This window comes from Rathayibacter sp. AY1A3 (genome assembly GCF_002930975.1).
Classification (GTDB): Bacteria; Actinomycetota; Actinomycetes; order Actinomycetales; family Microbacteriaceae; genus Rathayibacter.
Genome location: NZ_PSTO01000003.1, coordinates 143,652 through 169,369 on the forward strand (window position 1 = coordinate 143,652; position 25,718 = coordinate 169,369).

The following is a 25,718-nucleotide window of genomic DNA, read 5'->3' on the forward strand; positions in this document are numbered from 1 at the left end:
TATGTCCAAGGTCATCCTGACCCACGAGGTCGACGGACTCGGCTCGGCCGGCGACGTCGTCGACGTGAAGAACGGGTTCGCCCGCAACTACCTCATCCCGCAGGGCTTCGGCGTCGCGTGGACCCGCGGTGGCGAGAAGCAGGTCGAGCAGATCAAGTCGGCGCGAGCCGCTCGTGAGCACAAGACCATCGAAGAGGCCCAGCACACCAAGCAGGTCCTCGAGGCCAACCGCGTGAAGCTGACGGTCAAGGCCGGCAAGGACGGCCGCCTGTTCGGCTCGGTGAAGACCTCCGACATCGCGAACGCGGTGGCGGCGGCCGGATTCGGCGAGCTCGACAAGCGCAAGATCGTCATCTCGAACGCGATCAAGCACGTCGGCGAGCACGAGGCCGTGGTGCGTCTGCGCGACGACATCCAGGCCACTGTGAAGCTGCAGGTGGTCGCGGCCAAGTAAGGCCGCGAGAACGCCGCGGAGGGCGGTGCGACGGGACTTCCGAGTCCCCTCGCACCGCCCTTCGTCGTTCCCGTTCTCCACAGCTCCATCCACATACACCCTTCAGCGGGACCAACCTTCACTGTGGTCTTGAGACTCTTTTCCCCACACACCTGTGGAAAGCAGGAAATGCCTGGTCAAGAGCCAGAAAAAACTTGCTGAGGGCCGCTGATCCCACAGGGTTGTCCACACGTTGCCCACAGTGGGCCCGGCGTTTCCCCTCGGTTCTGCACAGCTCTCTCCACAGGGCGGTTTGCGTGCCGCGGGCGGCGGTCCGTAGGGTGGCGCAGCGCCCCGCGAGGGGTGCGGGCAGGCGCCCGTGCGCCGCTGTCGGAGGTCGCTGGTAGACCGGATCCCGGCACCGGCTCGACCGGACGCGCAGCACCCGACAGGAGGAGGCGAAGGCATGACGATCGCGCACCTGGCGGTACCCGGCTCGGACGGACGGGACGGTCGCGGAGACCGCGGCGAGTCGCGCGGGAACGAGCGGACCCCTCCGCACGACCTCCTCGCCGAGCAGTCGGCGCTGGGCGGCATGCTGCTCTCGAAGGACGCGGTCGCCGACGTCGTCGAGAGCGTCAAGGGCACCGACTTCTACATCCCCAAGCACGAGATCGTCTTCGACGCGATCCTCGCCCTCTACTCGCACGGCGAGCCGACCGACGTCATCGCGGTCACCGACGAGCTCACGAAGCAGGGCGAGCTGCAGCGGGCCGGCGGCGCCGACTACCTGCACACGCTCACCTCGATGGTCCCCACCGCGGCCAACGCCGGGTACTACGCCTCCATCGTCGCTGAGCGCGCTCTGCTGCGCCGCCTCGTCGAGGCGGGCACCCGCATCGCGCAGATGGGCTACCAGGGCGAGGGCGAGGTGCTCGACCTGGTCAACACGGCGCAGGCCGAGATCTACAACGTCACCGGCTCCGAGACGGCGGAGGACTACGTCCCTCTGACCGACGCGGTGACCGTCGCGATCGACGAGATCGAGGCGGCCGCTCACAAGGACGGCAGCTTCACCGGCGTCCCCACCGGCTTCGCCGACCTCGACGACCTGACCAACGGCTTCCACGCCGGGCAGATGATCATCGTCGCCGCGCGCCCCGCGCTCGGAAAGTCGACGCTGGCGCTCGACTTCGCCCGCGCCGCCGCGATCAAGCACAACATGGCCACGATCTTCTTCTCCCTCGAGATGGGGCGCAGCGAGATCGCGATGCGCCTCCTCTCGGCCGAGGCGTCCGTGCCGCTGCAGCACATGCGCAAGGGCACGGTCGACCAGCGCGACTGGACGACCATCGCCTCCACCCGCGGCCGGATCAACGACGCGCCGCTCTACATCGACGACTCGCCCAACATGACCCTCGTCGAGATCCGGGCGAAGTGCCGCCGGCTCAAGCAGCGGGTCGGGCTCAAGATGGTCGTCATCGACTACCTGCAGCTGATGACCTCCGGCAAGAAGGTCGAGAGCCGCCAGCAGGAGGTCTCGGAGTTCTCGCGTGCCCTCAAGCTCCTCGCGAAGGAGCTGCAGGTGCCGGTCATCGCGCTCTCGCAGCTGAACCGAGGCCCCGAGCAGCGCGCCGACAAGCTCCCCGCGATCTCGGACCTCCGCGAGTCCGGCTCGATCGAGCAGGACGCCGACATGGTGATCCTCCTGCACCGCGAGAGCGCCTACGAGAAGGACAACCCGCGCGCGGGCGAGGCCGACCTCATCGTCGCCAAGCACCGCAACGGCCCGACCCGCACGGTCACCGTGGGCTTCCACGGCCACTTCTCGCGCTTCGCCGACATCCCGGCGGTCTGACGTGACAGGTGCCGCTGCCGTCCCCGAGCCCGTCGACGTCCCGCTGGGCGGGGGGTCGATCCGCCTGGGCCAGTTCCTCAAGTACGCCGGGATCCTCTCGGGCGGCGAGGCCAAGGAGGCGGTCGCCGAGGGGATGGTGACCGTCAACGGCGAAGTCGATCTGCGCCGCGGCCGCCAGCTCGCCGTCGGCGACGTCGTCGGGTTCGACCGGAACCGCTTCCGCGTCTGCGAGTGAGCGCGGCCGCGCCTCGACGGGTGCGATCGGCCGAGACCCCGCGGAACGGATGAGACGCCGCTCAGAGGCGGGCGCGTCGGCGTGTTGAGCGGTGGCTCGGCGCACACTGGCTCCTGGACATCCCGGGACGACAGGAGACGCGCGTGCAGCTCGGCATTCACTTCATGAACTTCACTCTGCCCGGGGGGAGCGCGCAGATCGCGCCGATCCTCGGAGCGACCGCGCGGACGGCCGAGGACGTCGGCTGCGCCTGGTTCACGCTGATGGACCACTACTTCCAGATGGAGCACTTCGCGACGAGCGAGGATCCGATGCTCGAGGGCTACACCTCGCTCGGCTTCGTCGCCGGCCGGACGGAGCGGATGCGGCTGGGGCTCCTCGTCACCGGCGTGACGTACCGCCATCCGGGACTGCTCGCGAAGATCGTCACCACCCTCGACGTGCTCTCCGGCGGACGCGCGATGCTCGGCATCGGCGCCGCCTGGTACGAGCGCGAGCACCTCGGGCTCGGCGTGCCGTACCCGCCGCTGAAGGAGCGGTTCGAGCGGCTGGAGGAGACGCTGCGGATCTGCCGTCAGATGTGGAGCGACGACGACGGGCCGTTCGAGGGGACGCACTACCGGCTCGCCGAGACGCTGAACCACCCGGCGCCGATCCAGCAGCCCGGCCCGCCCATCCTCATCGGCGGCGGCGGCGAGAGGAAGACGCTGCGGCTGGTCGCGCAGTACGGCGACGCCTGCAACCTGTTCGGCACCGGCGCGGACGACGTGGCGCACAAGCTCGACGTGCTGAAGCGGCACTGCGACGACCTCGGGCGCGACTACGCGACGATCACGAAGACCATCACCGGGGGCGGCGATCCGATCGGCGACCCCGACGGCTTCGTCCGCGCGATGGAGGAGTACGCGGCGCTGGGGATCGACCACGTGCAGCTGGCGCCGGCCGGGCCGGATCCGGAGGGGTACGTCGCCCGGCTGGGCGAGGGCGTGATCGAGCGGGTGGCGGCTCTCGGCTGAGGGCCCCAACGCACGGCACTCCGACCGGTTCGGGTGCCGCGGGCGTCACCGCTGATCCGCTCCGCCGGCCGGGTCCGCCGTCACCGGCGCGAGGACTCCAGTGGCGGCCATGTCCCGGGTCGGGGGACGCCGTCGGCGGATCCTGCCCCCCGTCAGGGTCGCGGCGTAGACGCGGGCGAGGAGCGCGACCTACGGTTCGAGCCTCCCACCTCGGGTTATTGAGCTCACGCTGACGTGGGCAGATCGCTGGCCTCATGCCGCACGTGTCCTCTCGTACCTCGCTCCGCCGTCATCGGCAGAACCGCAGAAGAGGGGCGATCGGGACGGGTGTCGTCCTCGCCGTCGTCGGCGCCGCGCTCTTCGCCGGCGTCTCGGCGCAGGCGGCCACTGCTCCGGACCTCGGCACGGCGGAGGACTACTCGGTCCTGGCCGCGTCGACCGTGACGAACACGGGGTCGAGCGTCCTCGACCAGAACGTCGGGGTCAGCCCGCTGACCGCCGTCACCGGGTTCCCGCCCGGGCGGACAGACGGAGTGATCCACCGCGGAGACGCGGAGGCGGCTCAGGCCCAGGCCGACGTGGGCACCGCCTACGGACAGCTCGCCTCGCAGGCGACGACCGCGCAGATCGACGCCGAGATCGGCGGCAGCACGCTGAAGCCCGGGGTCTACACCGCGGCCGGACCGGTCGGAGTGACGGGGACGCTCACGCTCGACGCCGAGGGCGTCAACGAGGCGGTCTTCGTGATCCGCGCCGCGTCGACGCTGACGACGGCCTCGTCGAGCACGGTGGCCCTGATCAACGGAGCGCAGGCCTGCAACGTCTACTGGCAGATCGGCAGCTCCGCGACGCTCGGCACCGACTCGGACTTCGTGGGCTCCGTGCTCGCCTCGGTCTCGATCACGGTGACGACGGGCGTCTCCGTCGAGGGCCGCGCACTGGCCCGCACGGGAGCGGTCACACTCGATTCCAACGACTTCACCGAGCCGGGCTGCGAGCCCACCGACGGCGGATCGTCGCCGACGGCGACTCCGACCATCACGCCGACCGTGACGCCGACCGTGACTCCGACGGTCACGCCGACCGTGACGCCGACGGTCACGCCGACCGTGACCCCGACGGTCACGCCCACCGTGACGCCGACGGTCACTCCGACCGTGACGCCCACGGTCACTCCGACGGTGACGCCCACGGTCACTCCGACGGTGACCCCGACCATCACGCCGACCGTGACTCCGACGGTGACCCCCACCGTCACGCCGACCGTGACTCCGACCGTGACTCCGACCGTGACGCCGACAGTGACTCCGACGGTCACGCCGACCGTGACGCCGACGGTCACGCCCACTATCACCCCGACCGTCACGCCGACCGTGACTCCCACCGTCACCCCGACGGTGACTCCCACCGTCGAGCCGACTGTGACGCCGACGGTGACTCCCACCGTCACTCCGACGGTGACTCCGACTGTCACGCCCACCGTCACTCCGACGGTGACTCCCACGATCGCGCCCACCGTGGCTCCGACGGCGACTCCCACGATCGCGCCCACCGTGGCTCCGACGGCGACTCCCACGATCACGCCCACCGTGGCTCCGACGGCGACTCCCACGATCACGCCCACCGTGGCTCCGACGGCCACGCCGACGACCACGCCGACGGTGACCCCCACCACCACGCCGACCGCGACGCCCACGGCCTCGCCCACTCCGACCGCGACCACAGCGCCGCGACCGGCGCCCTCCCACGCCGCGGTCGTTCCCGTGTCCGGGTCGAACGGTCCCCGCGGTCCGGCTCTCGCCTCGACCGGAGTGGACGCCGCAGCGACGGCGACCGCCGGAGTGCTGGGCCTGCTCGCCCTGGTCGGCGGCGGTCTGATGCTCCTCACCCTCCGACGCCGCGGTGAGCGCACCGGCAGCTGATCCCGGCTGATCACCGGCAGCTGATCACCGCCAGGCCGTGCGCCGGACTCCCGAGGGGTCCGGCGCACGTCTGCGTCCACGATCGCGCTCCGCCCGTCTCTCCGGTGTCCTCGCCGCTGTGCGCAGGCCCGCTCGTGGGTCGAGACGCCGCTCCGAGCGTCGGGGCACCGCTGAGCAGGCGGCGTCTCGGATGCGGGGCGGTATCTGGCAGGGAGGCGGGTGCGCGTCCGGGTGAGCACGCACTGCTCGTGACACGGGTGTATCCCGGTGCCGTCGGGCCCGCTCGTGCGTCGAGACGCCGCTCCGATCGCCGGGACATCGCGGTAGGGGCAGTGTCTCGGGGCGGAAGGCGGCATGCGAGGAGTGCGCGACCGCTCTGCTCGGAACGCGGGCGTCCGCTCGATGCCGGGGTCCGCTCCGCCCGGCCGTCAGACCCCGGCCAGCTCGGCTCGGAGGGGCGGGTCCGCGCCGATGCGGGAGGCGGTGACTCCCGCCGCCCGGGCCGCCCACCGGCCCGCCGCGAGGAGGGCGTCCTCGTCGAGAGCGGTGGTCCCGCTGTCGAGGAGGGCGTCGATCAGCCCTGCCATCGCCGTGTCGCCCGCGCCGATGGTGTCCGCGACGGCGATGCGGGAGGCGGGGACGACGACCCGGGCCCGGCGGGACGCGAGGACCATCCCCTCGCCGCCCCGCGTGACGACCGCCAACGCGGGGCCGGCGGCCAGGAGGCGGTCGAGGACGGCGTCGACGGAGTCGCCGGGGTGGAGCCACTCGGCGTCCTCGTCGCTCAGCTTCACCAGATCGCAGCGCCGGAGGAGCCGCTCGAGGACGCGGTGGACCTCGGCGCGCGGAGGGAGCACCTCGGGCCGGATGTTGGGGTCGAGGCTGACGGAGGTCCTGGGCGGCAGACGGTCGAGCAGGTCCGCGACCGTGTCTCCGCCGGGATGCAGGAAGGCGGCGATCGACCCGGTGTGGAGGTGCGCGGCTCCGTCGGGATCGATGCGGTCCGGGTCCCAGCTGAGGTCGAACTCGTACCGGGCCGACCCGTCGGCGCCGATGACCGCCGCCGCGGTCGACGTGGTGCCGCGCGCGGGCGCCGACACCGCGACTCCGGACTCCTCCAGGTGCGCTCGGGCCCGGCGTCCGCGCTCGTCGTCGCCCAGGGCGGTGGCGAAGCGGACGGAGCGGCCGAGCCGGGAGAGGGCGACGGCGACGGTCGCGGGCGAGCCGCCGACGTGCTCCGACCGGCTCCCGTCCCGCTCGACGACGTCGACGACGGTCTCGCCGACGACGAGGACGCGAGAGCCGGAGCCCGCGCCGGGCCCGCTCACTCCGCCGCCGCGCGGACCTGCAGCGTCGTGAACGGCGCCGACGGGAAGACGAGCTGGGTGAGGGTGCTGAGACCCCCGCCGAGGAACACCTCGACCACCGAGGCGTCGACGACGATGCGGACCGGGATCCGCCCCGACTCGTCCGGCGCGGGCAGCGGAGCCCAGTCGACCGAGGGGAAGGACGCCGCGAAGTCCACCGCGCCGCTGCGCGTGCGGTCGCAGGTCAGCACTCCCTCGTCGCCGTCGACCGTGAGCACCACTTCGTCGTCGGTCGTGCCGGTGAGCAGGCGCAGCTCGGTGCGGTCGCCGGGGAGGCGGGACACGTCGACGTCGAAGACGCGGACGTCGCGGGACGCGGGCCCTGTCGGGAGGACCGCCCGCTGCGCGAGGCGGAGACGGCCGTCGGCCCCGCGGACGAGGTCGAGCTCGCGTACGAGCGACATCGACGAGCGCCACGGGCCGGTGGGCGTCTCGTTCGCGTAGTCCCAATTGCTGGCCCACGCGATCGTGAGGCGGCGGCCCTCGGGAGCGTCGTTGAAGGAGACGGCCGCGTAGTAGTCCCGGCCGTAGTCGAGCCAGTCGTAGTCGGCAGGGTCCTCGGACGCGCTGATCCGGTCGGCGGTGAACTCGGCTCCGTCGAAGTCGCCGAGGAAGTACTGGCTGCCGGAGCCGCCGGCGATGCCGCCCGGGTTGAGGCTCACGATCATCATCCAGCGGACCTCGTCGGTGCCGCGCACGCGCAGCGGGAAGAGGTCCGGGCACTCCCAGACGCCGCCCGTGGCATGGGCGGGGCCGAAGTGGGAGCGCCGGGTCCACGCGATCAGGTCGGGCGAGGTGTAGACCGCGACGCGGCGGTCGACCGCCTCGACGGCGACCATCACCCAGTGGCCGTCGTCCCCGCCGAACCAGAAGACCTTCGGATCGCGGAACTCCGCGGAGCCGATGTCGAGGACGGGGTTGCCCGCGTACCGGGTCCAGGTGGCGCCGTCGTCGACGCTGTAGGCCAGTGCCTGGGCCTGCGAGGCCCCGGTGCCGTCCGGGAGGGCGTCGCGGGCGGCCGTGTAGACCGCGACGAGGGCCGTCTCGCCGGGGCCGGCGAAGCCCGCCGTGTTCCGGACGTCGGCGACCGCGCTGCCGGAGAAGGCCATCTCGCCGTCGAGGACGGGGATCGCGACGGGCTGCTCGCTCCACGACACCAGATCGGTCGAGGTCGCGTGGCCCCAGGACATGTTGCCCCAGGTGCTGCCGGTCGGGTTGTTCTGGAAGAACAGGTGGTAGGTGCCGTTGTGGAAGAGGAGCCCGTTCGGGTCGTTCAGCCAGGTGGATCGGGCGGTGAAGTGGGCGGACGGACGCCAGGCGTCGGTCGTCGTGGTGATGGTCACAAGGGCTCCTGAGGAGAGGGGTTCGGTGCGGCCGGACGAGGGGCGCGGGCGGCTGCCGCCCGCGCCCCCGGGGACTACTCGCCGCCGTTCTGGAAGCGGTCGTAGGCCTGCTGGTACGTCGCGGTCACGTCGGAGGCGCCCATCGACTCCAGCTGCGAGACGTAGGAGTCCCACTCGCTGTCGACGGTCCCGTTGACGATCCAGGCGGCGAACTTCTCCTTCACCAGGGTGTTGATGTCGGTCAGCGCGTACGAGACGCGGTCGAGCTCGTCGTTCGAGAGCATCACCGGCGGGTAGGCGTCGTTCGCCTTGTAGGGGAGGTAGTACTCGTTCACCAGGTCCTGGCGCTCCTTCGCGCGCGGCTCGGGGGCCACGACGGTCTCGAAGTCCTTCTCGGTGGTGATCTTCGGGCCGCCCGGGGCGACCTTCTGGCGGCGCTCGCCCTCGGCCTCGCCGGCGGCGGCGGGGATCTGCACGAGGAGGCCGGTGGCCTCGTCCTTCTGGAGGGTCACGCCGAGGGGTCCCCAGCTGCTCTGGGCGCTCATCTCGGGGTCGAAGAGGCGGTCGGCCCAGCGCATCGTGGCGGCGGGGTACTCGTTGGAGCGGGTGATCGCCATCGCGCCGCGGTTGATCTCCTGGTTGCTGGTGACGCTGGCGCGCTTCTCGCCGTCGACGCCCTCGAGCACGCCGAGGATCGCGTAGTCGCCGAGGCGGTCCTCGCCGACCATCTCCTTCGCCTCCCACCAGAAGAAGGAGCCGAGGACCGGGGTGTCGGCCTTGCCCTTGGAGAGGAAGGCGACGTCGTCCTGCGAGAACGACTCGGGGTCGATGAGCCCGTCGGCGTACCAGTCGGAGAGCGCCTCGACGCCCTGCTTGTAGCCGTCGGTGTCGGCCGTGAACTGCACCTTCCCGTCGACCACGATGCGGTGGTCGTTGTTCTCCGGCTGGCCGCCGAGCGCCGCGATCAGGTCGTGCGGGTTGCCGCAGAACGAGTCGGTGCGGAAGGACAGCGGGATCTCGTCGGCCTTGCCGTTGCCGTTGGGGTCGCCGGTTCTGAAGGCCTCGAGTGCGGCCCGGTACTCCTCGATCGTCGTCGGCATCGGGAGGCCGAGCGCGTCGAGCCAGGCGGTGTTGATGAAGAGGAAGTTCGGGTACTGGAGGATCCCGAGCTCCTCGACCGAGGGCAGCGTGTAGATGTGGCCGTCCGAGGCGGTGAGCGCGGCGCGGATGTCGGGCCGGTCCTCGAGGATCGCGGAGAGGGTCGGCGCGTGCTCCTCGATCAGGTCCTCGAGCGGGAGGAGCGTGCCGTTCTCGCCGTACTGCACGATCTCGGCGTCGGTGAGGCCCGAGTTGAACAGCACGTTCGGCACGTCGTCGCTGGCGAGGAGGAGGTTCTTCTTCTCGGCGTAGACCTGCTCGGGGAGGTTCTTCCAGTCGATCGAGATGTTGGTGTCCTCCTCCCACTGCTGCACGAGCTGCATCGAGGAGTAGTCGGGGGACAGGGCGGACTTGGTGCCGCCGAAGGTCAGCGACAGCGTGTCGTCGACGATCGGCAGGCCGGTCTCGTTGAAGCCGACCTCGCTCGAGCGGTCCTGGACGGGGTCGTTCCCGCCGCCTGTCGTGCAGCCGGCCAGGAGCAGTCCGCCGGAGAGGGCGAGTGCGGTGGTGGTGAAGAAACTGCGGTGTCTCATCGTTCGTGTTCCTCTTGTCGAAAGGGTGGTGCGGGAGGGGTGGAGGGTCAGCTCTTCACGGCGCCGAGAAGGGCGCCCTTGGTGAAGTGCTTCTGCATGAAGGGCAGGACGATCAAGAGGGGGATCGTCGAGACGACGATCATTCCGTACTTGATCAGCTCGCCCAGGCGCTGGGCGGCGGCGTAGGAGTCCATCGCTCCGGAGCCGCCTGCGGAGGTGACCTCGGACTGGATCAGGACGTTGCGCAGCACCAGCTGGAGCGGGTACTTGCTCTCGTCGTCGAGGTAGATCAGGGCGTCGAAGAAGGCGTTCCAGTTGGCCACGAGGTGGATCATGATCATGAGGAAGATCAGCGGCTTCGACAGCGGCAGGACGATGCTGAAGAAGAAGCGGAAGTCGCTCGCGCCGTCCATCTGAGCGGCGTCGCGCAGCTCGCCCGGCACGTTGTTCTCGAAGAAGGCGCGGGCGATGATCAGGTTCCAGACCCCGACCGCGCCGGGCAGGACCACGGCCCAGATCGTGTCCAGCATCCCGAGGTCGCGCACCACCAGGTAGCGGGCGATCAGGCCTCCGTCGATGAACATCGTGAGGATGAAGATCAGGAGGAAGACGGTCCGCCCGTAGAGGTCCTTCCTCGACAGGGCGTAGGCCGCGCAGAGGATCGTGCTGACGCTGATCGCGGTGCCGACGACCGTGTACAGGACCGAGTTGCCGAAGCCCTGCCAGATCGCGCCGTCCGAGAAGATCCGCCCGTAGCCCTCGAGGGTGAAGCCGGCCGGCCAGAGCCAGACGTTCCCGTTGAGGATCTGCGACGGCTCGCTGAACGAGGCGATCACGATGAAGTACATCGGGTAGACGATCGCGACGATCGCCAGGAGCAGGACGGCGATCGCGATCGTGTTGAACACGGGGTCCGCGTACCGTCCGGTGCGCTTTCCCGGGGCGGTGCGGCGAGGGGGAGTCGGTGCCGACGGCTCGCGGACGACGCGGTCGGGGTGGATGGTCTGTGTCATGGCGTCGTCACCAGAGGCTCGATTGGCCCGCACGGCGGGCGACCTGGTTGAAGGTCGCCAGCAGGACGAGGTTGATCAGGGAGTTGAAGAGGCCGATGGCGGCCGAGTAGCTGAACTGCGCCTGCTGCAGCCCCGCCTTGTAGACGTAGGTCTGGATCACCTCGGAGGTCGGGAGGTTGAGGTCGGTCTGCATGAGCAGGACCTTCTCGAATCCGAGGTTGAAGAGATTGCCGATCGCCAGGATGAACAGGATCGTGATCACCGGCAGGATGCCCGGGATGTCGATGTGGCGGATCCGCTGCCACTTGCTCGCTCCGTCGACGCGGGCGGCCTCGTGCAGAGCCGGGTCGATCGCGGTGAGGGCGGCGAGGTAGACGATCATCGAGAATCCGGCGTTCTGCCAGATGTCGGAGCCGATGTAGAGGGGCCGGAACCAGTCCGGCGAGCCCATGAAGAACACCGGCTCTCCCCCGAGGGCGACGATCGCGCTGTTCACGATCCCGGACCGCGGCGAGAAGAGCAGGTGGATCATGCCCACGACCACGACGACCGAGATGAAGGACGGCGAGTAGAGCACCGTCTGCGTGAACTTCTTGAACCGCTCGCTCTGCAGCTGGTTGACGATCAGTGCGAGCACGATCGGCACCGGGAAGGCGATGAGCAGACCCAGGGCGTTCACCGTCAGGGTGTTCTCGATCAGGCGCCCGAACTGGAACGACGAGACGAAGCGGGTGAAGTTGTCCAGGCCCACCCACGGGCTGCCCGAGAAGCCGAGCGACGGGTTGTAGTCGCGGAAGGCGATCTGGGCGCCGTACATCGGCCAGTACTTGAACAGCGCCACGAAGACGAGCGCCGGAGTCAGTAGTACGTATAACTGCCAGGAGCGCAGGGCGCGCCTCCCAGCGGAGCCGAGGCGCTGCCTCGGGCTCAGGAGGCGCCGTGGCCGGGGGATCCCGGGGGCGGACTTCATCGTCGTCATGCGCGCACCTCTGCACTCGTCACCGATCCGCGGAGGACCGGTGAGCAATGGATGGGATGGGGTCGGGGCTCCTCGCGCGGTTCCGCCAGGAGGAGGGAGACGGCGTCGCGGGCCATGCGCTCGTGGGGGAGCGCGACGGTCGTGAGGCCGGGGTCGAGGTAGGAGGCGAGGGTCTCCTGGTCGTCGAAGCCGACGATGGAGCAGTCCTCGGGCACGCGGAGGCCGCGCGCCTCGAGAGCCCGGTAGGCGCCCCAGGCGGTGCGGTCGTTGCCGCAGAAGATCGCGGTGGGGGGATCGGCCTCGTCGAGGAGCTCCGCGGTGAGGGCGAGGCCGTCCTCGACGGTGCCGCCGGAGCCGTGCCGGACGAGGCGCGGGTCCACGGTGAGGCCCGCCTCCTCGAGGGCGCGGCGGTAGCCCGCCCGCCGTCCGACACCCGCAGGGAGGTCGCTGTCGGCGGGCTGGATGTCGATGTAGGCGATGCGGCGGTGGCCGGCGCCCGTCAGCTGGCGGGTGGCGGTGTACCCGCCCTCCTCCTCGTCCGGGAAGACGCTGGAGAAGCGCCCGCCGGCGGACTGGGCGTTCACGACCACGGTGGGCACGTCGCCCAGCGCCTCCGGAACCTCGACGACGCGGTGGTACATCGAGGCGTAGATGACGCCGAGCACGCGGTACGACAGCATCATGTCGATCGCCGACTCCTCGAGGGCGCGCTCGCCGAAGGTGTCGACGCTGAGGATGATGTGGCCGCTCTCCCAGGCCCGCATCTGCGCGCCCTTCAGCAGGCGGCCGGCGAAGGGGGAGCTGGCGACCTCGTCCGAGACGAAGCCGATCATCCCCGACTGCCCGCTGCGGAGCGACTTCGCGAAGGCGTTGGTGCTGTAGCCGAGATCCTCGACCGCCTCCATCACGCGGGCTCGGGTGGCCTCGGTGACGCGGTTGCCGGGAGCGTTGTTGAGCACGAGGGACACGGTGGCCTGGGAGACGCCGGCGCGCTCCGCGACCTGCCTCATCGTCGCCGTCCGTCCGGCCATGACCCACCTCCTCGTGGTCTCGGTTATTCGTATAACTGGAAAGTACACATCCGAGAGCGCGGCGTCAACATCCGATTCCGCGAGCCCCGGTCGGCAGGTCGCGGGAACGCAGGAGTCGTCGTTCCGGAGCTCGAGTGCGACGGCTTCCGCGTTCTCGCGGAGGGCGGGGGCGTCAGCCGGAGGACTCGCGCGGCACGAGGCGGACGGGCATGGCCTGCACGCCCGCGGTCGGACGTCCGTGGATCGCGTTCGAGAGCTCCTCCGCGGCGGCACGGCCGAGCGTGTCGAGCATCATGTCGATGCTCGAGAGCGGCGGGCGGGCGGCCTCGACGAGGAGGTCCCAGTTGTCGAAGCCGACGACGGCCACGTCCTGCGGCACCCGCCGGCCGGTCTCGCGCAGGTGGTCGAGCGTGCCGCGGGCGATCTGGTCGCTCGCGCAGATGATCGCGTCGAGGTCCGGATGCGCGCGCAGCAGCGTCTCGGCGCACTGGCGCCCCCAGCTCTCGGACCACTGCCCGAAGAGGACGCCGCCGCCGACCAGCGGCAGCCCCGCCTCCGTCAGCGCCTGCTCGACGCCCCGGGCACGGTCGTGCGCGGCGGTGTAGCTCGGCTCGCCGTTGACGAGGGCGATCCTCGTCCGTCCGCGCTCGATCAGGTGGCGGGCGGCGAGGACGCCGGCCTGCACGTTGTCGGGCGTGAAGGAGGAGTCGCGCGGATCCTCCGAGGGCGCGTAGGCGTAGACGACCGGCACCGGGATGGTGCGGGTGATCGAGGGGCGCGGGTTCGTCGTCCGGCCGAGCACCACGATCCCGTCGACGCGCTTGGCGAGCAGGTTCTTGATGTGGTGCTGCTCGCGGATCGAGTCGCCGCGGGCGTCGCAGAGGAGCACCGACGTCGATCCGGCGCCGAACGCGTCCTCGGCGCCGAGCAGCACGGGGAGCACGAAGCGGTTGTCGAGATCGTTGGTGAGCATCCCGATGGTGCCCGTGCGCCGGGAGTTGAGGGCCTGCGCGAACGGGTTCGGGGTGAAGGAGAGGGCCTCGGCGGCGTCCAGCACGCGCTGGCGGGTCTCGGCGCGCACCTGGTCGCGGCCGTTGAGCGCCTTGGAGGCGGTGGCGATCGAGACGCCGGCGGCGGCCGCCACGTCGGTGAGCGTGATGGTGCCGGTGGGCTTGCGTGGTGGCACCGCGCCTCCGTTCCGGGCCCGGCGGGCCGCCGCGTCGATCCTCGCACGACTCCGGCGAAAAACCGAAAAGACCGAAAAGGTCGCATCTCTTGACGCGCTGACCGCCCCTGCCTAGGTTTACCCGACAGAAAGTAGTTTCGGCCCGGCGCAGACGATCGGGACGACTGCCGAGGAATCCGTCAACGACGAAGGGATCATCCGTGAAGACGAGGAAGCACGCTCGGGGCCTCGCCGCCGCCGTCCTGCTGGGGACGGCCGCCGCCGCACTGACCGGCTGCGCGAGCGGCTCCGGGGGAGACTCCGGCTCCGCCGCGGGAGGCAGCTACACGTTCTGGGACCCGTACCCCCAGTTCGACGAGTCGTCCGACTGGGCGAAGCTCATCGACTCCTGCGGGACCGAGGCCGGCGTCACCGTCGAGCGCACCGGCTACGACACCACCGACCTGACCAACAAGGCGCTGCTCGCCGGCCAGCAGGGCAACTCGCCCGACCTCCTGCTCGTCGACAACCCCGTGGTCTCGACGCTCGCGGAGTCGGGCATCCTGACCACGACCGCCGAGTCCGGGCTCTCCACCGACGGGATCGACGCGAACATCCTCGCGGCCGGCCAGACCGGCAGCGACACCTTCGGCGTGCCGATCGGTGCCAACACGCTCGCGCTGTACTACAACAAGGCCGTGCTCGAGAAGGCCGGCGTGGACGCCGCCTCCATCACCGACTGGGCCGGGCTGACCGACGCGCTCGAGAAGGTCACCGCCTCCGGTGGCAAGGGCATCACGTTCTCCGGCATCGGCACGGAGGAGGGGACCTTCCAGTTCCTGCCGTGGTTCTGGGGCTCCGGCGCCGAGCTGACCGACCTCGACTCGCCCGCCGCGGTCGACGCCGTCTCGCTCTGGAGCGACTGGCTGCAGAAGGGCTACGCGCCCAACTCCGTGATCGGCAACACGCAGACCACGAGCTGGCAGGAGTTCGAGACCGGCGAGTACGCGTTCGGCGAGAACGGCACCTGGCAGCTGGCCAACGCGAAGGCCTCGGGCATCGACTACGGCGTCCTGACCATCCCGTCGAAGGACGGCGGAGCGGCCCCCGCACCGACCGGAGGCGAGTTCCTCACCCTCCCGGTGCAGTCGGACACGGCGCGCTACGAGACCTCGAAGCAGATCGCCGAGTGCCTGACCTCGACGAGCAGCCTGGTCACGACCGACAACACGCTCTCGTACATCGCGCCGACGGCCGAGGCGCAGCAGGAGCAGGTCGCCGGCAACGCCGACCTCGAGCCGTGGGTCTCCGCCGTGCAGGCCGCGAAGGGCCGCACCTCGGACGATCTCGGCACGAAGTACCCGAAGATCTCGGAGCAGCTGTGGGGCGCGGTGCAGACCGTGCTCAGCGGCTCGCAGTCTCCCGAGGACGCCCTGAAGGCCGCCCAGTCGGCCGCCGAATCCGCCACGAAGTAGGACGACCGGGGGCTCCCGCTCCCCGAACGAGGTCCTTCCGGCCGGTGCTCCGCGCACCGGCCGGGGGGACGGGAGAGACCATGACCACTGCCACCGAGACCGCCCGCCTTCTGCGGCGCGGCACCGAGCCGCCGGCCCCGCCCGCCCCGGCCGCCGAGAGCCGTCGGCGCCGCTGGCGCCCCGAGGGCGGCCGCCTGGTCGCGTGGGCGTTCCTCGCCCCGCTCGTCGCCTACCTGCTCGTCTTCTACGCGTTCCCGCTCTACCGCAACCTCGAGCTGAGCCTGAAGGACTACACGGTCCGCTCGTTCGTGCAGGGGAACGCACCCTTCGTCTGGTTCGACAACTACGTCCAGGTGTTCCAGGACGCGACCTTCGGCCCGGCGCTGCTGCACACGGCGGTCTTCACCGGCGTCTCGCTCCTCTTCCAGTTCACGCTGGGGCTGGCGCTCGCCGTGTTCTTCTACCGCCGCTTCCCGCTGGCGAGCACGCTCCGGGCGCTGTTCCTGGTGCCGTGGCTCCTGCCGCTGATCGTCTCGGCGTCGACCTGGTCGTGGATGCTCAACAGCGACTCCGGCATCGTGAACGCGTTCCTGGAGTCGTTCGGGATCGGCCAGATCAACTGGCTCACCTCGCCGACCACCTCGCTGATCGCGGTCCTGATCGCGAACATCTGGATCGGCATCCCGTTCAACCTGGTGATCCTCTACTCCGGCCTGCAGAACATCTCGCAGGACCTCTACGAGGCGGCCTCGCTCGACGGCGCGACCGGCGCCCAGCAGTTCTGGCGGATCACGCTGCCGCTGCTGCGGCCGGTATCGGCGATCACGATCCTGCTCGGCCTCGTCTACACGCTGAAGGTGTTCGACATCATCTGGATCATGACGAAGGGCGGCCCCGCCGACTCCTCGACCACGCTCGCCACCTGGACGTACCAGCTCGGCTTCGGCTCGATGCTGCCCGACTTCGGACCGGCCGCGGCCGTCGGCAACCTGCTGATCATCCTGGCCCTCGTCTTCGGCCTCGTGTACATCCGCGTCCAGCGGAAGCAGGCCGACTCGTGACCGCGCGCCGCCCCTGGTACCTGACGGTGGTCGGGATCGCCCTCACGGCGGTCATGCTGTTCCCCGTCTACTGGATGATCAACGTCTCCCTCACTCCGACCGGCTCGATGCGGAAGGATCCGCCGGACTGGTTCCCGTTCGCGCCCACGTTCACCGGCTACCAGGCGGTGCTGAGCGAGCAGCTGCCCTACCTGGGCACCAGCCTCGTCGTCGGCCTCGGCACGGTGCTGCTGACCGTGGCGATCGCCGCTCCCGCCGCCTACTCGCTGGCGAAGCTGCGGCCCCGCGGCGGGCAGGCCCTCTCGTTCGTGCTGCTGATCGCGCAGATGATCCCGGCGATCATCATGGCGATGGGCTTCTACGCCATCTACCTCAACCTGGGGCTGCTCAACTCGATCCCGGGCCTGATCGTGGCCGACTCCACCATCGCGGTGCCGTTCGGCGTGCTGATCTTCACGGCCTTCATGTCGGGGATCCCCGACGAGCTCACCCAGGCTGCCCGGATGGACGGAGCGAGCGCCTGGCGCACCTTCACCTCGGTGATCATGCCGATCAGCCGCAACTCCGTCGTCACCGTCTCGCTGTTCGCGTTCCTCTGGGCCTGGTCGGACTTCATCTTCGCCTCGACGCTCGACAGCGGCGGGAAGCTCCAGCCGATCACCCTCGGCATCTACAAGTACATCGGCAACAACAACCAGGAGTGGAACTCGATCATGGCGACCGCCGTGGTCGCCTCGCTCCCGGCCGCCGTCCTCCTCGTCGTCGCCCAGCGGTACGTCTCGGCGGGAGTCACCGCCGGCGCCGTCAAGGACTGACCCGTCCCTCCAAGGAGACACCGTGACCCTCACCGCCCCCACCGCCACCGCCCTCGGCGGCCCGGTCGCCCCCTCGCGGAGCGTGCTCCGGCCGCTCCGCCAGGACGAGATCCGCCTCACCGGCGGCTTCTGGAAGCACTACCAGGACCTCAACTCCTCCGCCGTCATCGAGCACTGCCGCTCGTGGATCGAGCGCGTCGGCTGGGCCGGCAACTTCGACCGCGCGGCCGACGGCTCGATCTCGTCCGACGAGGGCGGCGACGCGCACGCGGGCATCGAGTTCGTCGACTCGGAGGTCTACAAGCTCCTCGAGGCCATGGCCTGGGAGCTCGGCCGGAGCGACGACGCCGGGCTGCAGGAGCGGTACGACGACCTCGTCGCGCGGGTCGCCTCCGCCCAGGACCCGGACGGGTACCTGCACACGAGCTTCGGCCGGCCCGGCCAGCGCGCGCGCTACTCCGACCTGGAGTGGGGCCACGAGCTGTACAGCTTCGGGCACCTGATCCAGGCCGCCGTGGCGCGGCTCCGCACCGGGCACGACGACCTCCTGCCGCAGGTCGCCCGGCGCCTCGCCGACCACGTGCACCGCGAGTTCGGGCCCGAGGGGAGGGTCGCCGTGTGCGGCCACCCCGAGATCGAGCCGGCGCTCGCCGAGCTGGCGCGGGCGACGGGGGAGGAGCGCTACCTCGAGCTGGCCCGCCTGTTCGTGGAGCGGCGCGGGACGGGGACGCTGAAGCCGATCGCGTTCGGCGCCGAGTACTTCCAGGACGACGTGCCCGTGCGCGACGCGGAGGTGCTGCGCGGCCATGCGGTGCGGGCCCTCTACCTCGCCTCCGGGGCTCTCGATGTCGCGGTCGAGACCGGCGACGCCGAGCTGGAGGAGGCGGTCCGCCGCCAGTGGGAGGCGACCGTCGAGCGGCGCACCTACGTCACGGGCGGGATGGGCTCGCACCACCAGGACGAGGCGTTCGGCGCCGACTACGAGCTGCCGCCGGATCGCGCCTATGCCGAGACCTGCGCGGCGATCGGCTCCACGATGCTCAGCTGGCGGCTCCTGCTCGGCTCGAACGAGCACCGCTACGCGGACCTGATGGAGCGGACGCTGCTGAACGCGGTGCTCCCCGCCACCCGCGAGGACGGCCGCGCCTTCTTCTACACGAACACGCTGCAGCAGCGCGTCGACGGAGTGGCGCCGGACGAGTCGCGCGAGACCGACCGCGCGCAGTCCAGCCTCCGCGCGCCGTGGTTCTGGGTCTCGTGCTGCCCGACCAACACCGCCCGCACCCTCGCGAGCGTCGAGCTCGGCTTCGCGACCGCCACCGACGACGGGGTGCAGCTCCACCAGTACGGCGCGTACGAGGTGCGCACCGGAGGCGTCGCGCTGCGCGTCGAGACGGAGTACCCGGCCGACGGCGAGATCGTCGTGCGGATCCTCGAGGACGCGGAGTTCGCGCTGACGCTGCGGGTGCCGCCGTTCGCGCGGGGCTCGGCGCTGCTCGACGGCGAGCCGGTCTCGACGCCGACCGTCACCGTCCGCCGGGCGTTCTCCGCCGGCGACACCGTGCGGCTCTCGCTGCCGATGTCGGCCCGCTTCGTCGCCCCGCACCCCCGGATCGACGCGGTGCGCGGCCAAGTCGCCCTCGAGCGCGGGCCGTTCGTGCTGGCGATCGAGTCGCTCGACCTGCCCGAGGGCCTGGACACCGAGCACATCGCGGTCGACGCCTCGGTGCCGCCCGTCGTGACGGCGGAGGGAGCGCGCGTGTCCCTCGTGGCGCGCGAGGCGGCTCCCGGCTGGCCCTACGGTTCCGTACCTGTGGAGGAGGGGCGCCGCTTCGAGGCGGAGTTCCGGCCGTACCACCGCTGGGCGAACCGCGGGCCGTCGACGATGCGGATCTGGACGCCGACGGCCTGACCCAGCGGCGCTCGCGAGAACGCAGAAGTCGTCGCACTCGAGTGTGAGTGCGACGACTCCTGCGTAGTGGCTGCCGTTGCGGCGCCGTGCGCTCAGATCCAGCCGCGCTCGCGGGCCTCGATCACCGCGCGCTGGCGGGTGTCGACGTCGAGCTTGCGGAGGATCGACGAGACGTGGTTGCGGACGGTGCCGGAGGAGAGGTGCAGAGCCGCGCCGATCTCGCCGATCGTCTCGCCGCGGGAGCCGGCGCTGAGCACGTCGAGCTCGCGGTCGGTCAGCGGGCTGCGCGTGCTCGCCAGGGCGTCGGCGGCGATCTCCGGGTCGACGTAGCGGCGTCCGCTCGCGACCTGGCGGATCACCTCGGCGACGTCCTCGACCCGGCGCGACTTCGGCAGGAAGCCGCTGACGCCCGCTCCGAGCGCTCGCCGCAGGACCCCCGGCCGCGCGTGCCGGGTGACGACCACGACCCGCGTCGCCGAGACCCGGCGCAGCCGCTCCGCCGCCTCGATCCCGTCGAGCCCGGGCATCTCGACGTCGAACAGGCACACGTCGGGCTGCAGGCGCAGCGCCTCCGCGACCGCCTGCTCGCCGTCGCGGCACTCGCCCACGATCTCGAGGTCCTCCTCGAGGCGGAGGAGCGCGGCCAGCGCCGTGCGGATCATGTCCTCGTCGTCGGCGATCAGCACCCGGATCACGAGTCGCTCCCCACCGGCAGGCGCGCGTCCAGCTCGAAGGAGCGGCGGACCGCCCCGGCGCGCAGCGTCCCGCCCGCGCGCTCGACCCGCTCCGCCATGCCGAGGACGCCCGAGCCGGTCCCGTCCGCCTCCTCCGCGTCCGGTGCCAGGTCGTTCACCGCCTCGAACCGCCACTCGTCCTGCTCCCGCGCGAGCCGCAGCCGCGCGCTGGAGCCGCCGCCGTGCTTGAGGATGTTCGTCGTCGTCTCGCGGACCACCGGCCCGAGCGTCTCGGCCGGCGCGTGGGCCGCCGCCGGGTCGACCTCGAGCTCGACGCGGAGCCCGGCCGAGCGGAGCAGGTCGGCGGCGTTGGCCAGCTCGTCGACGAGCGGGACGCTGCGGAAGCGCGTCGCCAGCTCGCGGGTGCCGGTGCGGGCGCCGTCGACCGAGCGCTGGGCGGCGCGCAGCTGCTCGAGAGCGGCCTCCGGGTCGCTGCCGAGGAGGCGCTCCGCGAGCTCGAGCTGCAGCGCGATCACCTGGAGGTGGTGGCCCTGGAGGTCGTGCACGTCGCCGGCGAGCAGCAGGCGCTCCTGGGCGGCGGCGAGCCGGCCCTCGGCGGCGCGCGCCCGGTCGAGCTCGCGGACGATGTCCCACCACCACAGCGCGCTGACGACCGTCAGGGGCAGCAGCGTCGCGAACAGCAGGAGGGTCGAGAGCGCGGCCGACGCGTCCGGCGCCGCGCGCGTCTGCTCGAGCACCGCCGCGACCGCGAGGACGATCGTGCAGAGCACCATCACCCGGAGCCGCACCCCGCTCTGCCAGGGCAGCACGGCGACCAGGGTCGCGGCGAGCGAGAGCCCGAGCGCGAGGCTCCCGGCGGCCGTGCCGGTGAGCGCCGCGGCCGCCACTCCGAGGCAGAAGACCAGGGTCGGCACAGCCCGGAGGCGCACCGGGCCCTCGCGGTCGGCGCGCCGGTACGCGAGCGCGGTCGGCGAGAACACCGCGACCCAGGCGGCCGCGCCCAGGAAGTAGGCGCCCTTCCGCCACTCCTCGGCCTCGGCGCTCAGCACCGCCACGGACCAGACGGCCAGGACGATCACCACGAAGGAGGCGGCCGACGCGAGGGTGTACCACCAGGTCACGGCGACGCCGCGGCCCGCGCGCACGGGCGGATCCGCCTCGGTCGAGTTCACCATGCGGCCCAGGCTACGACCATGACACTTGTCACCCCTCGGGCCGTCGATCCTCCCGGGACGCGGTGACCCGGCGGCACTGCCGCGGCGCTCCCGGACACGGTCGGATGGAGGAGTCCCGAGAGCCGGGGCCCCGCATCGGAAGGCACGACCATGACGATCATCAGCGACGCGATCCTCGGATTCCAGGACCTGATCGGCCGCGTTCCGGAACTCGTACAGCCCCTCGTCGTCGCGGCGGCCGGGGCCGTCCCCTTCATCGAGGGCGAGGGGGCGGCGTCGATCGGCATCATCGGCGGCATCCACCCGGTGGTCGCCGGGCTCGCCGGGGCGATCGGCAACTTCGTCTGCGTGGCGCTGCTCGTGCTGCTGGGCACCGGCGTCCGCTCGGCGATCACGGGCCGCTCGGAGGCGAAGCGGACGACTCCGCGGCGCGAGAAGTTCCAGCGGGCCTTCACCCGCTACGGCGTCCCGGGCGTGAGCCTGCTGGGGCCGCTGCTGCTCCCGACGCACTTCACCGCGGTGATGCTGGCGGGCGCCGGAGTCGGCCGCGGGCGGATCCTGCTCTGGCAGGGCGTCGCGATCGCACTGTGGACGACGGTGCTCACGGTGATCGTCGGGCTCGCGGTCTCGGGCGCGACGCAGGCGGGCTGAGCGGGCCGGACTCGGTCCTGAGGCGTGCGACCCCGGTGGCGCAGAGGCGTTCGCGCCACCGGTCAGTGCCGGATGCGCCGTCCCGGTCCGCCGTCCGGATCCGCCGGGCCGGCGGACTGCAGGTGGGTGTGCAGGCGGATGAGGGTGTCGCGCAGCCGGGTCTTGACGGTGCCGAGCGGGATCGACAGCTCCTCCGCGATCTCGGAGTGGCTGTACCCGCGGACGTAGGCGAGGTAGAGGACGTCGTGGTGGATGGCGGCGAGCTGCCGGATCGCGCCGGCCGCGGGCGCCAGGGCCAGCCGGACGTCCGAGCGCTCCCACTCGTGATCGCGCGGCCGGTCGAGGACCGTGTACTGCAGCTCCCGGCGCCGCGCCGACCGGTCCGCCCGGGCGCGGTCCACGGCACGGCGGTGCGCGACCTGGGCTAGGAAGGCGAGGACGGGACGGCCCGGGTCGAGCGAGCGCGCGGTGCGCCAGAGCTCGAGGTAGACCTCCTGCGCGACCTCCTCGGCGGCGGCGCGGTCGTCGAGCACCGCGTCCGCGACGGAGACGACTCTGCTCGCAGTGAGCGAGTAGAGCTGCCGGAAGGCGATCCGGTCGCCCGCGCAGACCCGCAGCAGCAGGGCCGCCGACCGCGCAGGGCCGTCCCCGGGCTCACGCCGCTTGCCCGTCATCGTCGACACAGGGCTCAGCCTGGCACCGCGGACGCGCTCCTCCCGGGGTCGTTCCCTGAGAGGTGGCCCCCGTTAGAGGCTCACTTTCACAGGAGTCCGCCGATGCGCGCCGCACGCCCGCCGATGCGCGGCCCCGGTCGCGCACGGGGCCCGTGCGGCGGCGTCGACGGACTGGGCCGCCCGCCCGTCAGGCGGCGACGCGCGCGTTCGACTGCGCGAGGAGCGCGACCGAGCGCAGGCGCGCCTCCGTCTGCAGCGACGCGTGGGCGACGATGACCTCGTCGGCGTCGGCGGAGCGGGCGAAGTCGGCGGTGTAGTCGGCCACCTGGTCGCCGGTGCCGACACCGGTGTAGGTGGTCATGCTCGCGACGTGGGCGCCGATCGGGGCGCTGAGCAGGGCGTCGAGCTCCTCGTCGTCGAAGGTCTGGCCGACGGGGATCTGCCCGCTCTGGCGCAGCAGCATCATCAGGCGGGCGCGCTTCATCTGCGCGAACTGCTCCTGTGCGTCCTCCTCGGTGTCGGCGGCGATGGCGTTCATCCCGGTGATCACGTAGGGCGCGTCGAGCTGCTCGGAGGGGCGGAAGCCGCGGCGGTACTCCGCGACGGCCTGGTGCAGCGCGTCCGGAGCGAAGTGCGAGGCGAACGCGTACGGCAGGCCCAGCGCGGCCGCGAGCTGCGCGCCGAAGAGCGAGGAGCCGAGGATGTAGAGGGGGACGCGGGTGCCGGCACCGGGCGTCGCGCTCACTCCGGGGATGCGGGACTCGCCGGCGAGGAACGCCTGCAGCTCCAGCACGTCCTGCGGGAAGCGCTCGGAGGAGTCGGGGTCGCGGCGGAGCGCGCGGAAGGTCGCCTGGTCGCTGCCGGGGGCGCGGCCGAGTCCGAGGTCGATCCGGCCCGGGTGCAGCGTCTCGAGGGTGCCGAACTGCTCGGCGATGGTGAGCGGGGAGTGGTTCGGCAGCATGACGCCGCCGGAGCCGAGGCGGATCGTGGAGGTCTGCGAGGCGACGTGCGCGATGAGCACCGAGGTCGCGCTGGAGGCGATGCTCGCCATGTTGTGGTGCTCGGCGTACCAGACGCGGCGGTAGCCGTTCCGCTCGGCCTCCTGGGCCAGGGCGACGGAAGCGGCGAAGCTGTCGCGAGCGGTCTCACCGGGGGCGATGGGGGCGAGGTCGAGGATGGAGAGGGGAACGCTCATGGTGAGGGCAACGCCCGCGACGGCTCCGGTGTTCCCGTCGCGGGCGCCTTCCTCACGCCTCGGGGATGTCGCGGCCGTACGCCTCCAGCGTCACGGCCTCGGGCTCCGGTCCGCCGCGCACGCCGGCCTCGAGGGCGTCGATCCGGGCGAGCTCCGAGCCGGAGAGCGCGAAGTCGAACACGTCGATGTTCTCGGCGATGCGCTCGGGGCGGGTCGACTTGGGGATGACCTGGCGGCCCTCCTGGAGGTGCCAGCGCAGCATCACCTGCGCGGCCGTCTTCCCGTACTTGGCGCCGAGCTCGAGGAGCACCGGGTCGTCGAAGCTGCGGCGCGGGGAGTCGCGGTAGGCGGTGATGCCGCCGATCGGCGACCAGGCCTGGGTGAGGATGTCGTTCTCGCAGCCGAAGCGCTCGACCCGCCGCTGCTGGAAGTACGGGTGCACCTCGAGCTGGTTCACCGCGGGGACGACGTCGGTCTCGGCGAGCAGGCGGGTGAGGTGCTCGACCATGAAGTTGCTCACGCCGATCGCCCGCACCCTCCCGTCGGCGAGCAGCCGCTCGAGCGCCCGGTAGGCGTCGAGGGTGCGGTCGAAGGCCTCGGGCAGGGCCTGGTGCAGGATCAGCAGGTCGATCCGCTCGACGCCGAGCTTGCCCGCGCTCTTGTCGAAGGCGTGCAGCGTCTCGTCGTAGCCGTAGTCGCTGATCCACACCTTCGTCTCGAGGAAGACGTCGTCGCGGCCGGCGATCGCCTCGCCCACCTCGCGCTCGTTGCCGTAGGCCGCCGCCGTGTCGATGTGCCGGTACCCCGCGTCGAGCGCGGCGGCGACGGCGGCGCGGGTCTCGTCGGGCGGAGTCTGGAAGACGCCGAGTCCGAGGGCGGGGATCTCGACACCGTTGTGGAGAGTGAACGTGTTCATGAGCCCACGCTACGTCCGCAGACGCCGAGTCGCCCGAGAAGCCGCGCGCGACTCCTCAGGCGACCCCGTCGCTCCGGCCCTGTTCAGCCGTCGATCGGCAGCAGGATCCCCTTCACCGTCTCGTCCGTGGCGAGGAACTCCTGCACGGCCGGGTCCTGGAAGGCCTGGACGAGCTTCTTCACGTTCTCGGTGTCGCGGTACTTCGAGCCGATGGTGAGCTGCCCGGCGAAGTCGTCGGGGGCCTGCGGGGCGAAGATCTGCTGCTCGATCGGGATGCCGGCGGCGAGGTAGTACTCGGTGTAGCCGACGGCCGCGTCGAGGTCCGGCAGCGCGCGCGACTGGGCGGCGAAGTCGAGCAGCGTGAACTGCAGGTTCTTCGGGTTCTCGGCGATGTCGTCCTGGGTCGCGGTGCCCGGCTCCGTGCCCGGCTTCAGCTTGATCAGGCCGGCGTTCTGCAGCAGCCAGAGGCCCTGCGCCTCGTTGGCGGGGTCGGAGTAGAGCGAGACCGTGCCGCCGTCGGGGATCTGGGAGACGTCGGAGTACTTGTCGCTCCAGAGCCCGAAGCCCCAGCGGAAGACGGGGGTGGCCGCCTCCTCCTCGAAGTCGGGGTTGGCCTCGAGCACCTGTCCCAGCCAGAGCTTGTGCTGGTAGACCGTGGCCGCGACCTCGCCCTCGCTCACCGCGCGGTTGATGGTGTTGCTGTCCGAGAGCCCCTTGAAGGCGACGGTGATGCCGTAGCGCGGCGCCACCTCCTTCGCGACGAAGTCGACCAGGGCCTGCTCGGAGGCGTTGCCCTCGGCGGTCGCGACGTAGAGCGTCGCTCCCTCCTGCTCGTTGGCCGAGACGGCGGGGGAGAGGAGCGGGACGGCGATCGCGGAGGCGACGCCGACGACGACGACGGCCGCTCCGGCGATCCAGGGCCAGCGGCGCTTCTTCGTGAGATCGAATCCGAGGTCGTCGGGAGTGGACATGGCGGTGCCTTTCGAAGAGGGGGTGCGCGGGCGCCCCTACAGCACGCCCGCGCACCCCCTCTTCGAAAGGCACCGCCATGTACACTCCCGACGACATCGGATTCGACCTCACGAAGAAGCGCCGC

The 25,718-nt window shown here is 71.4% G+C and carries 23 protein-coding genes; 10 read left to right on the plus strand and 13 right to left on the minus strand.

Annotated elements, in window-relative coordinates; translation table 11 throughout:
• The first annotated feature begins 1 nt into the window (after position 1).
• The 5 genes from rplI to C5C10_RS18135 all read left to right on the plus strand — a co-directional run bounded on the left by rplI (position 2) and on the right by C5C10_RS18135 (position 5,464).
• Positions 2–454 (plus strand): 50S ribosomal protein L9, encoded by a 453-nt coding sequence (gene rplI / locus C5C10_RS02490; RefSeq protein WP_104222692.1) that lies wholly within the window; start codon positions 2–4, stop codon positions 452–454.
• Positions 455–899: 445 nt separating this feature from the next.
• Positions 900–2,291 (plus strand): replicative DNA helicase, encoded by a 1,392-nt coding sequence (gene dnaB, locus C5C10_RS02495; protein ID WP_104225797.1) that lies wholly within the window; start codon positions 900–902, stop codon positions 2,289–2,291.
• A 1-nt stretch (position 2,292) separates the two neighbouring features.
• The gene (locus tag C5C10_RS02500; protein WP_104328422.1) at positions 2,293–2,526 is read left to right on the plus strand and encodes an RNA-binding S4 domain-containing protein; all 234 of its coding nucleotides are present in this window, start codon (positions 2,293–2,295) and stop codon (positions 2,524–2,526) included.
• A 143-nt stretch (positions 2,527–2,669) separates the two neighbouring features.
• Positions 2,670–3,542 carry an LLM class F420-dependent oxidoreductase gene (locus tag C5C10_RS02505; RefSeq protein ID WP_244229529.1) on the plus strand — a complete coding sequence of 291 codons (873 nt, stop codon included), beginning with the start codon at positions 2,670–2,672 and terminating at the stop codon, positions 3,540–3,542.
• 263 nt (positions 3,543–3,805) lie between these two features.
• Entirely contained in the window at positions 3,806–5,464 is a 1,659-nt protein-coding gene (locus tag C5C10_RS18135; protein ID WP_258060367.1) for an ice-binding family protein, read from the plus strand.
• Positions 5,465–5,892: 428 nt separating this feature from the next.
• Here the strand turns inward: C5C10_RS18135 and C5C10_RS02515 are convergent, their stop codons facing one another.
• From C5C10_RS02515 to C5C10_RS02545, 7 genes are all read right to left on the minus strand, one after another.
• Complete coding sequence (locus tag C5C10_RS02515; RefSeq protein ID WP_104328424.1) at positions 5,893–6,792, minus strand: PfkB family carbohydrate kinase; 900 nt, start codon at positions 6,790–6,792, stop codon at positions 5,893–5,895.
• Positions 6,789–8,174, minus strand: a complete 1,386-nt coding sequence (locus tag C5C10_RS02520) for a glycoside hydrolase family 32 protein (RefSeq protein WP_104315306.1) — start codon at positions 8,172–8,174, stop codon at positions 6,789–6,791. The genes C5C10_RS02515 and C5C10_RS02520 overlap by 4 nt, the downstream gene beginning before the upstream one ends.
• Before the next feature lie 74 nt (positions 8,175–8,248).
• Complete coding sequence (locus C5C10_RS02525; RefSeq protein WP_104288931.1) at positions 8,249–9,865, minus strand: ABC transporter substrate-binding protein; 1,617 nt, start codon at positions 9,863–9,865, stop codon at positions 8,249–8,251.
• Between the two features lie 47 nt (positions 9,866–9,912).
• A complete protein-coding gene (locus tag C5C10_RS02530; RefSeq protein ID WP_104328425.1) occupies positions 9,913–10,878 on the minus strand; it encodes a carbohydrate ABC transporter permease in 966 nt (321 codons plus the stop codon).
• A 7-nt stretch (positions 10,879–10,885) separates the two neighbouring features.
• Positions 10,886–11,857, minus strand: coding sequence for a sugar ABC transporter permease (locus C5C10_RS02535; protein ID WP_258060371.1), 972 nt, complete (start codon positions 11,855–11,857; stop codon positions 10,886–10,888).
• Positions 11,854–12,888 carry a LacI family DNA-binding transcriptional regulator gene (locus C5C10_RS02540; RefSeq protein WP_104328426.1) on the minus strand — a complete coding sequence of 345 codons (1,035 nt, stop codon included), beginning with the start codon at positions 12,886–12,888 and terminating at the stop codon, positions 11,854–11,856. The genes C5C10_RS02535 and C5C10_RS02540 overlap by 4 nt, the downstream gene beginning before the upstream one ends.
• Before the next feature lie 172 nt (positions 12,889–13,060).
• Complete coding sequence (locus C5C10_RS02545) at positions 13,061–14,074, minus strand: LacI family DNA-binding transcriptional regulator (protein WP_104225800.1); 1,014 nt, start codon at positions 14,072–14,074, stop codon at positions 13,061–13,063.
• A gap of 200 nt (positions 14,075–14,274) precedes the next feature.
• Between C5C10_RS02545 and C5C10_RS02550 the strand changes: the two genes are divergently transcribed.
• From C5C10_RS02550 to C5C10_RS02565, 4 genes are all read left to right on the plus strand, one after another.
• Entirely contained in the window at positions 14,275–15,528 is a 1,254-nt protein-coding gene (locus C5C10_RS02550; protein WP_104328427.1) for an extracellular solute-binding protein, read from the plus strand.
• Positions 15,529–15,608: 80 nt separating this feature from the next.
• Complete coding sequence (locus C5C10_RS02555; protein WP_104225802.1) at positions 15,609–16,589, plus strand: carbohydrate ABC transporter permease; 981 nt, start codon at positions 15,609–15,611, stop codon at positions 16,587–16,589.
• Positions 16,586–17,404 (plus strand): carbohydrate ABC transporter permease, encoded by an 819-nt coding sequence (locus C5C10_RS02560; RefSeq protein WP_104274111.1) that lies wholly within the window; start codon positions 16,586–16,588, stop codon positions 17,402–17,404. The genes C5C10_RS02555 and C5C10_RS02560 overlap by 4 nt, the downstream gene beginning before the upstream one ends.
• Positions 17,405–17,426: 22 nt before the next feature.
• Positions 17,427–19,316 carry a glycoside hydrolase family 127 protein gene (locus tag C5C10_RS02565; RefSeq protein WP_104328428.1) on the plus strand — a complete coding sequence of 630 codons (1,890 nt, stop codon included), beginning with the start codon at positions 17,427–17,429 and terminating at the stop codon, positions 19,314–19,316.
• 92 nt (positions 19,317–19,408) lie between these two features.
• Here C5C10_RS02565 and C5C10_RS02570 read toward each other — a convergent pair whose 3' ends face one another.
• Both C5C10_RS02570 and C5C10_RS02575 read right to left on the minus strand, forming a co-directional pair.
• A complete protein-coding gene (locus C5C10_RS02570) occupies positions 19,409–20,011 on the minus strand; it encodes a response regulator transcription factor (RefSeq protein ID WP_104222701.1) in 603 nt (200 codons plus the stop codon).
• Positions 20,008–21,186 carry a sensor histidine kinase gene (locus C5C10_RS02575; protein WP_104328429.1) on the minus strand — a complete coding sequence of 393 codons (1,179 nt, stop codon included), beginning with the start codon at positions 21,184–21,186 and terminating at the stop codon, positions 20,008–20,010. The genes C5C10_RS02570 and C5C10_RS02575 overlap by 4 nt, the downstream gene beginning before the upstream one ends.
• Positions 21,187–21,336: 150 nt before the next feature.
• On the opposite strand from C5C10_RS02575, the gene C5C10_RS02580 reads away from it, so the two are divergent.
• Positions 21,337–21,837 carry a small multidrug efflux protein gene (locus tag C5C10_RS02580; protein ID WP_104225805.1) on the plus strand — a complete coding sequence of 167 codons (501 nt, stop codon included), beginning with the start codon at positions 21,337–21,339 and terminating at the stop codon, positions 21,835–21,837.
• Positions 21,838–21,899: 62 nt separating this feature from the next.
• Here the strand turns inward: C5C10_RS02580 and C5C10_RS02585 are convergent, their stop codons facing one another.
• The 4 genes from C5C10_RS02585 to C5C10_RS02600 form a co-directional block, all read right to left on the minus strand.
• Positions 21,900–22,511, minus strand: a complete 612-nt coding sequence (locus C5C10_RS02585) for a sigma-70 family RNA polymerase sigma factor (RefSeq protein WP_258060373.1) — start codon at positions 22,509–22,511, stop codon at positions 21,900–21,902.
• A 187-nt stretch (positions 22,512–22,698) separates the two neighbouring features.
• Positions 22,699–23,706: an LLM class flavin-dependent oxidoreductase gene (locus C5C10_RS02590; protein ID WP_104328431.1), complete on the minus strand. Its 1,008-nt coding sequence runs from the start codon at positions 23,704–23,706 to the stop codon at positions 22,699–22,701.
• A gap of 52 nt (positions 23,707–23,758) precedes the next feature.
• On the minus strand, positions 23,759–24,622 hold the full coding sequence (locus C5C10_RS02595; RefSeq protein ID WP_104222706.1) for an aldo/keto reductase: 864 nt from the start codon (positions 24,620–24,622) through the stop codon (positions 23,759–23,761).
• A gap of 83 nt (positions 24,623–24,705) precedes the next feature.
• Entirely contained in the window at positions 24,706–25,593 is an 888-nt protein-coding gene (locus C5C10_RS02600; RefSeq protein WP_104328432.1) for a MetQ/NlpA family ABC transporter substrate-binding protein, read from the minus strand.
• Between the last annotated feature and the right edge of the window lie 125 nt (positions 25,594–25,718).

Coding starts and splice junctions, on each gene's coding strand:
- C5C10_RS02535 (WP_258060371.1), bottom strand. CDS start 11,857: ATGACGACGATGAAGTCCGCCCCCGGGATCCCCCGGCCACGGCGCCTC.
- dnaB (WP_104225797.1), top strand. CDS start 900: ATGACGATCGCGCACCTGGCGGTACCCGGCTCGGACGGACGGGACGGT.
- C5C10_RS02580 (WP_104225805.1), top strand. CDS start 21,337: ATGACGATCATCAGCGACGCGATCCTCGGATTCCAGGACCTGATCGGC.
- C5C10_RS02585 (WP_258060373.1), bottom strand. CDS start 22,511: ATGACGGGCAAGCGGCGTGAGCCCGGGGACGGCCCTGCGCGGTCGGCG.
- C5C10_RS02530 (WP_104328425.1), bottom strand. CDS start 10,878: ATGACACAGACCATCCACCCCGACCGCGTCGTCCGCGAGCCGTCGGCA.
- C5C10_RS02600 (WP_104328432.1), bottom strand. CDS start 25,593: ATGTCCACTCCCGACGACCTCGGATTCGATCTCACGAAGAAGCGCCGC.
- C5C10_RS02575 (WP_104328429.1), bottom strand. CDS start 21,186: ATGGTGAACTCGACCGAGGCGGATCCGCCCGTGCGCGCGGGCCGCGGC.
- C5C10_RS02525 (WP_104288931.1), bottom strand. CDS start 9,865: ATGAGACACCGCAGTTTCTTCACCACCACCGCACTCGCCCTCTCCGGC.
- C5C10_RS02595 (WP_104222706.1), bottom strand. CDS start 24,622: ATGAACACGTTCACTCTCCACAACGGTGTCGAGATCCCCGCCCTCGGA.
- rplI (WP_104222692.1), top strand. CDS start 2: ATGTCCAAGGTCATCCTGACCCACGAGGTCGACGGACTCGGCTCGGCC.
- C5C10_RS02590 (WP_104328431.1), bottom strand. CDS start 23,706: ATGAGCGTTCCCCTCTCCATCCTCGACCTCGCCCCCATCGCCCCCGGT.
- C5C10_RS02540 (WP_104328426.1), bottom strand. CDS start 12,888: ATGGCCGGACGGACGGCGACGATGAGGCAGGTCGCGGAGCGCGCCGGC.
- C5C10_RS02555 (WP_104225802.1), top strand. CDS start 15,609: ATGACCACTGCCACCGAGACCGCCCGCCTTCTGCGGCGCGGCACCGAG.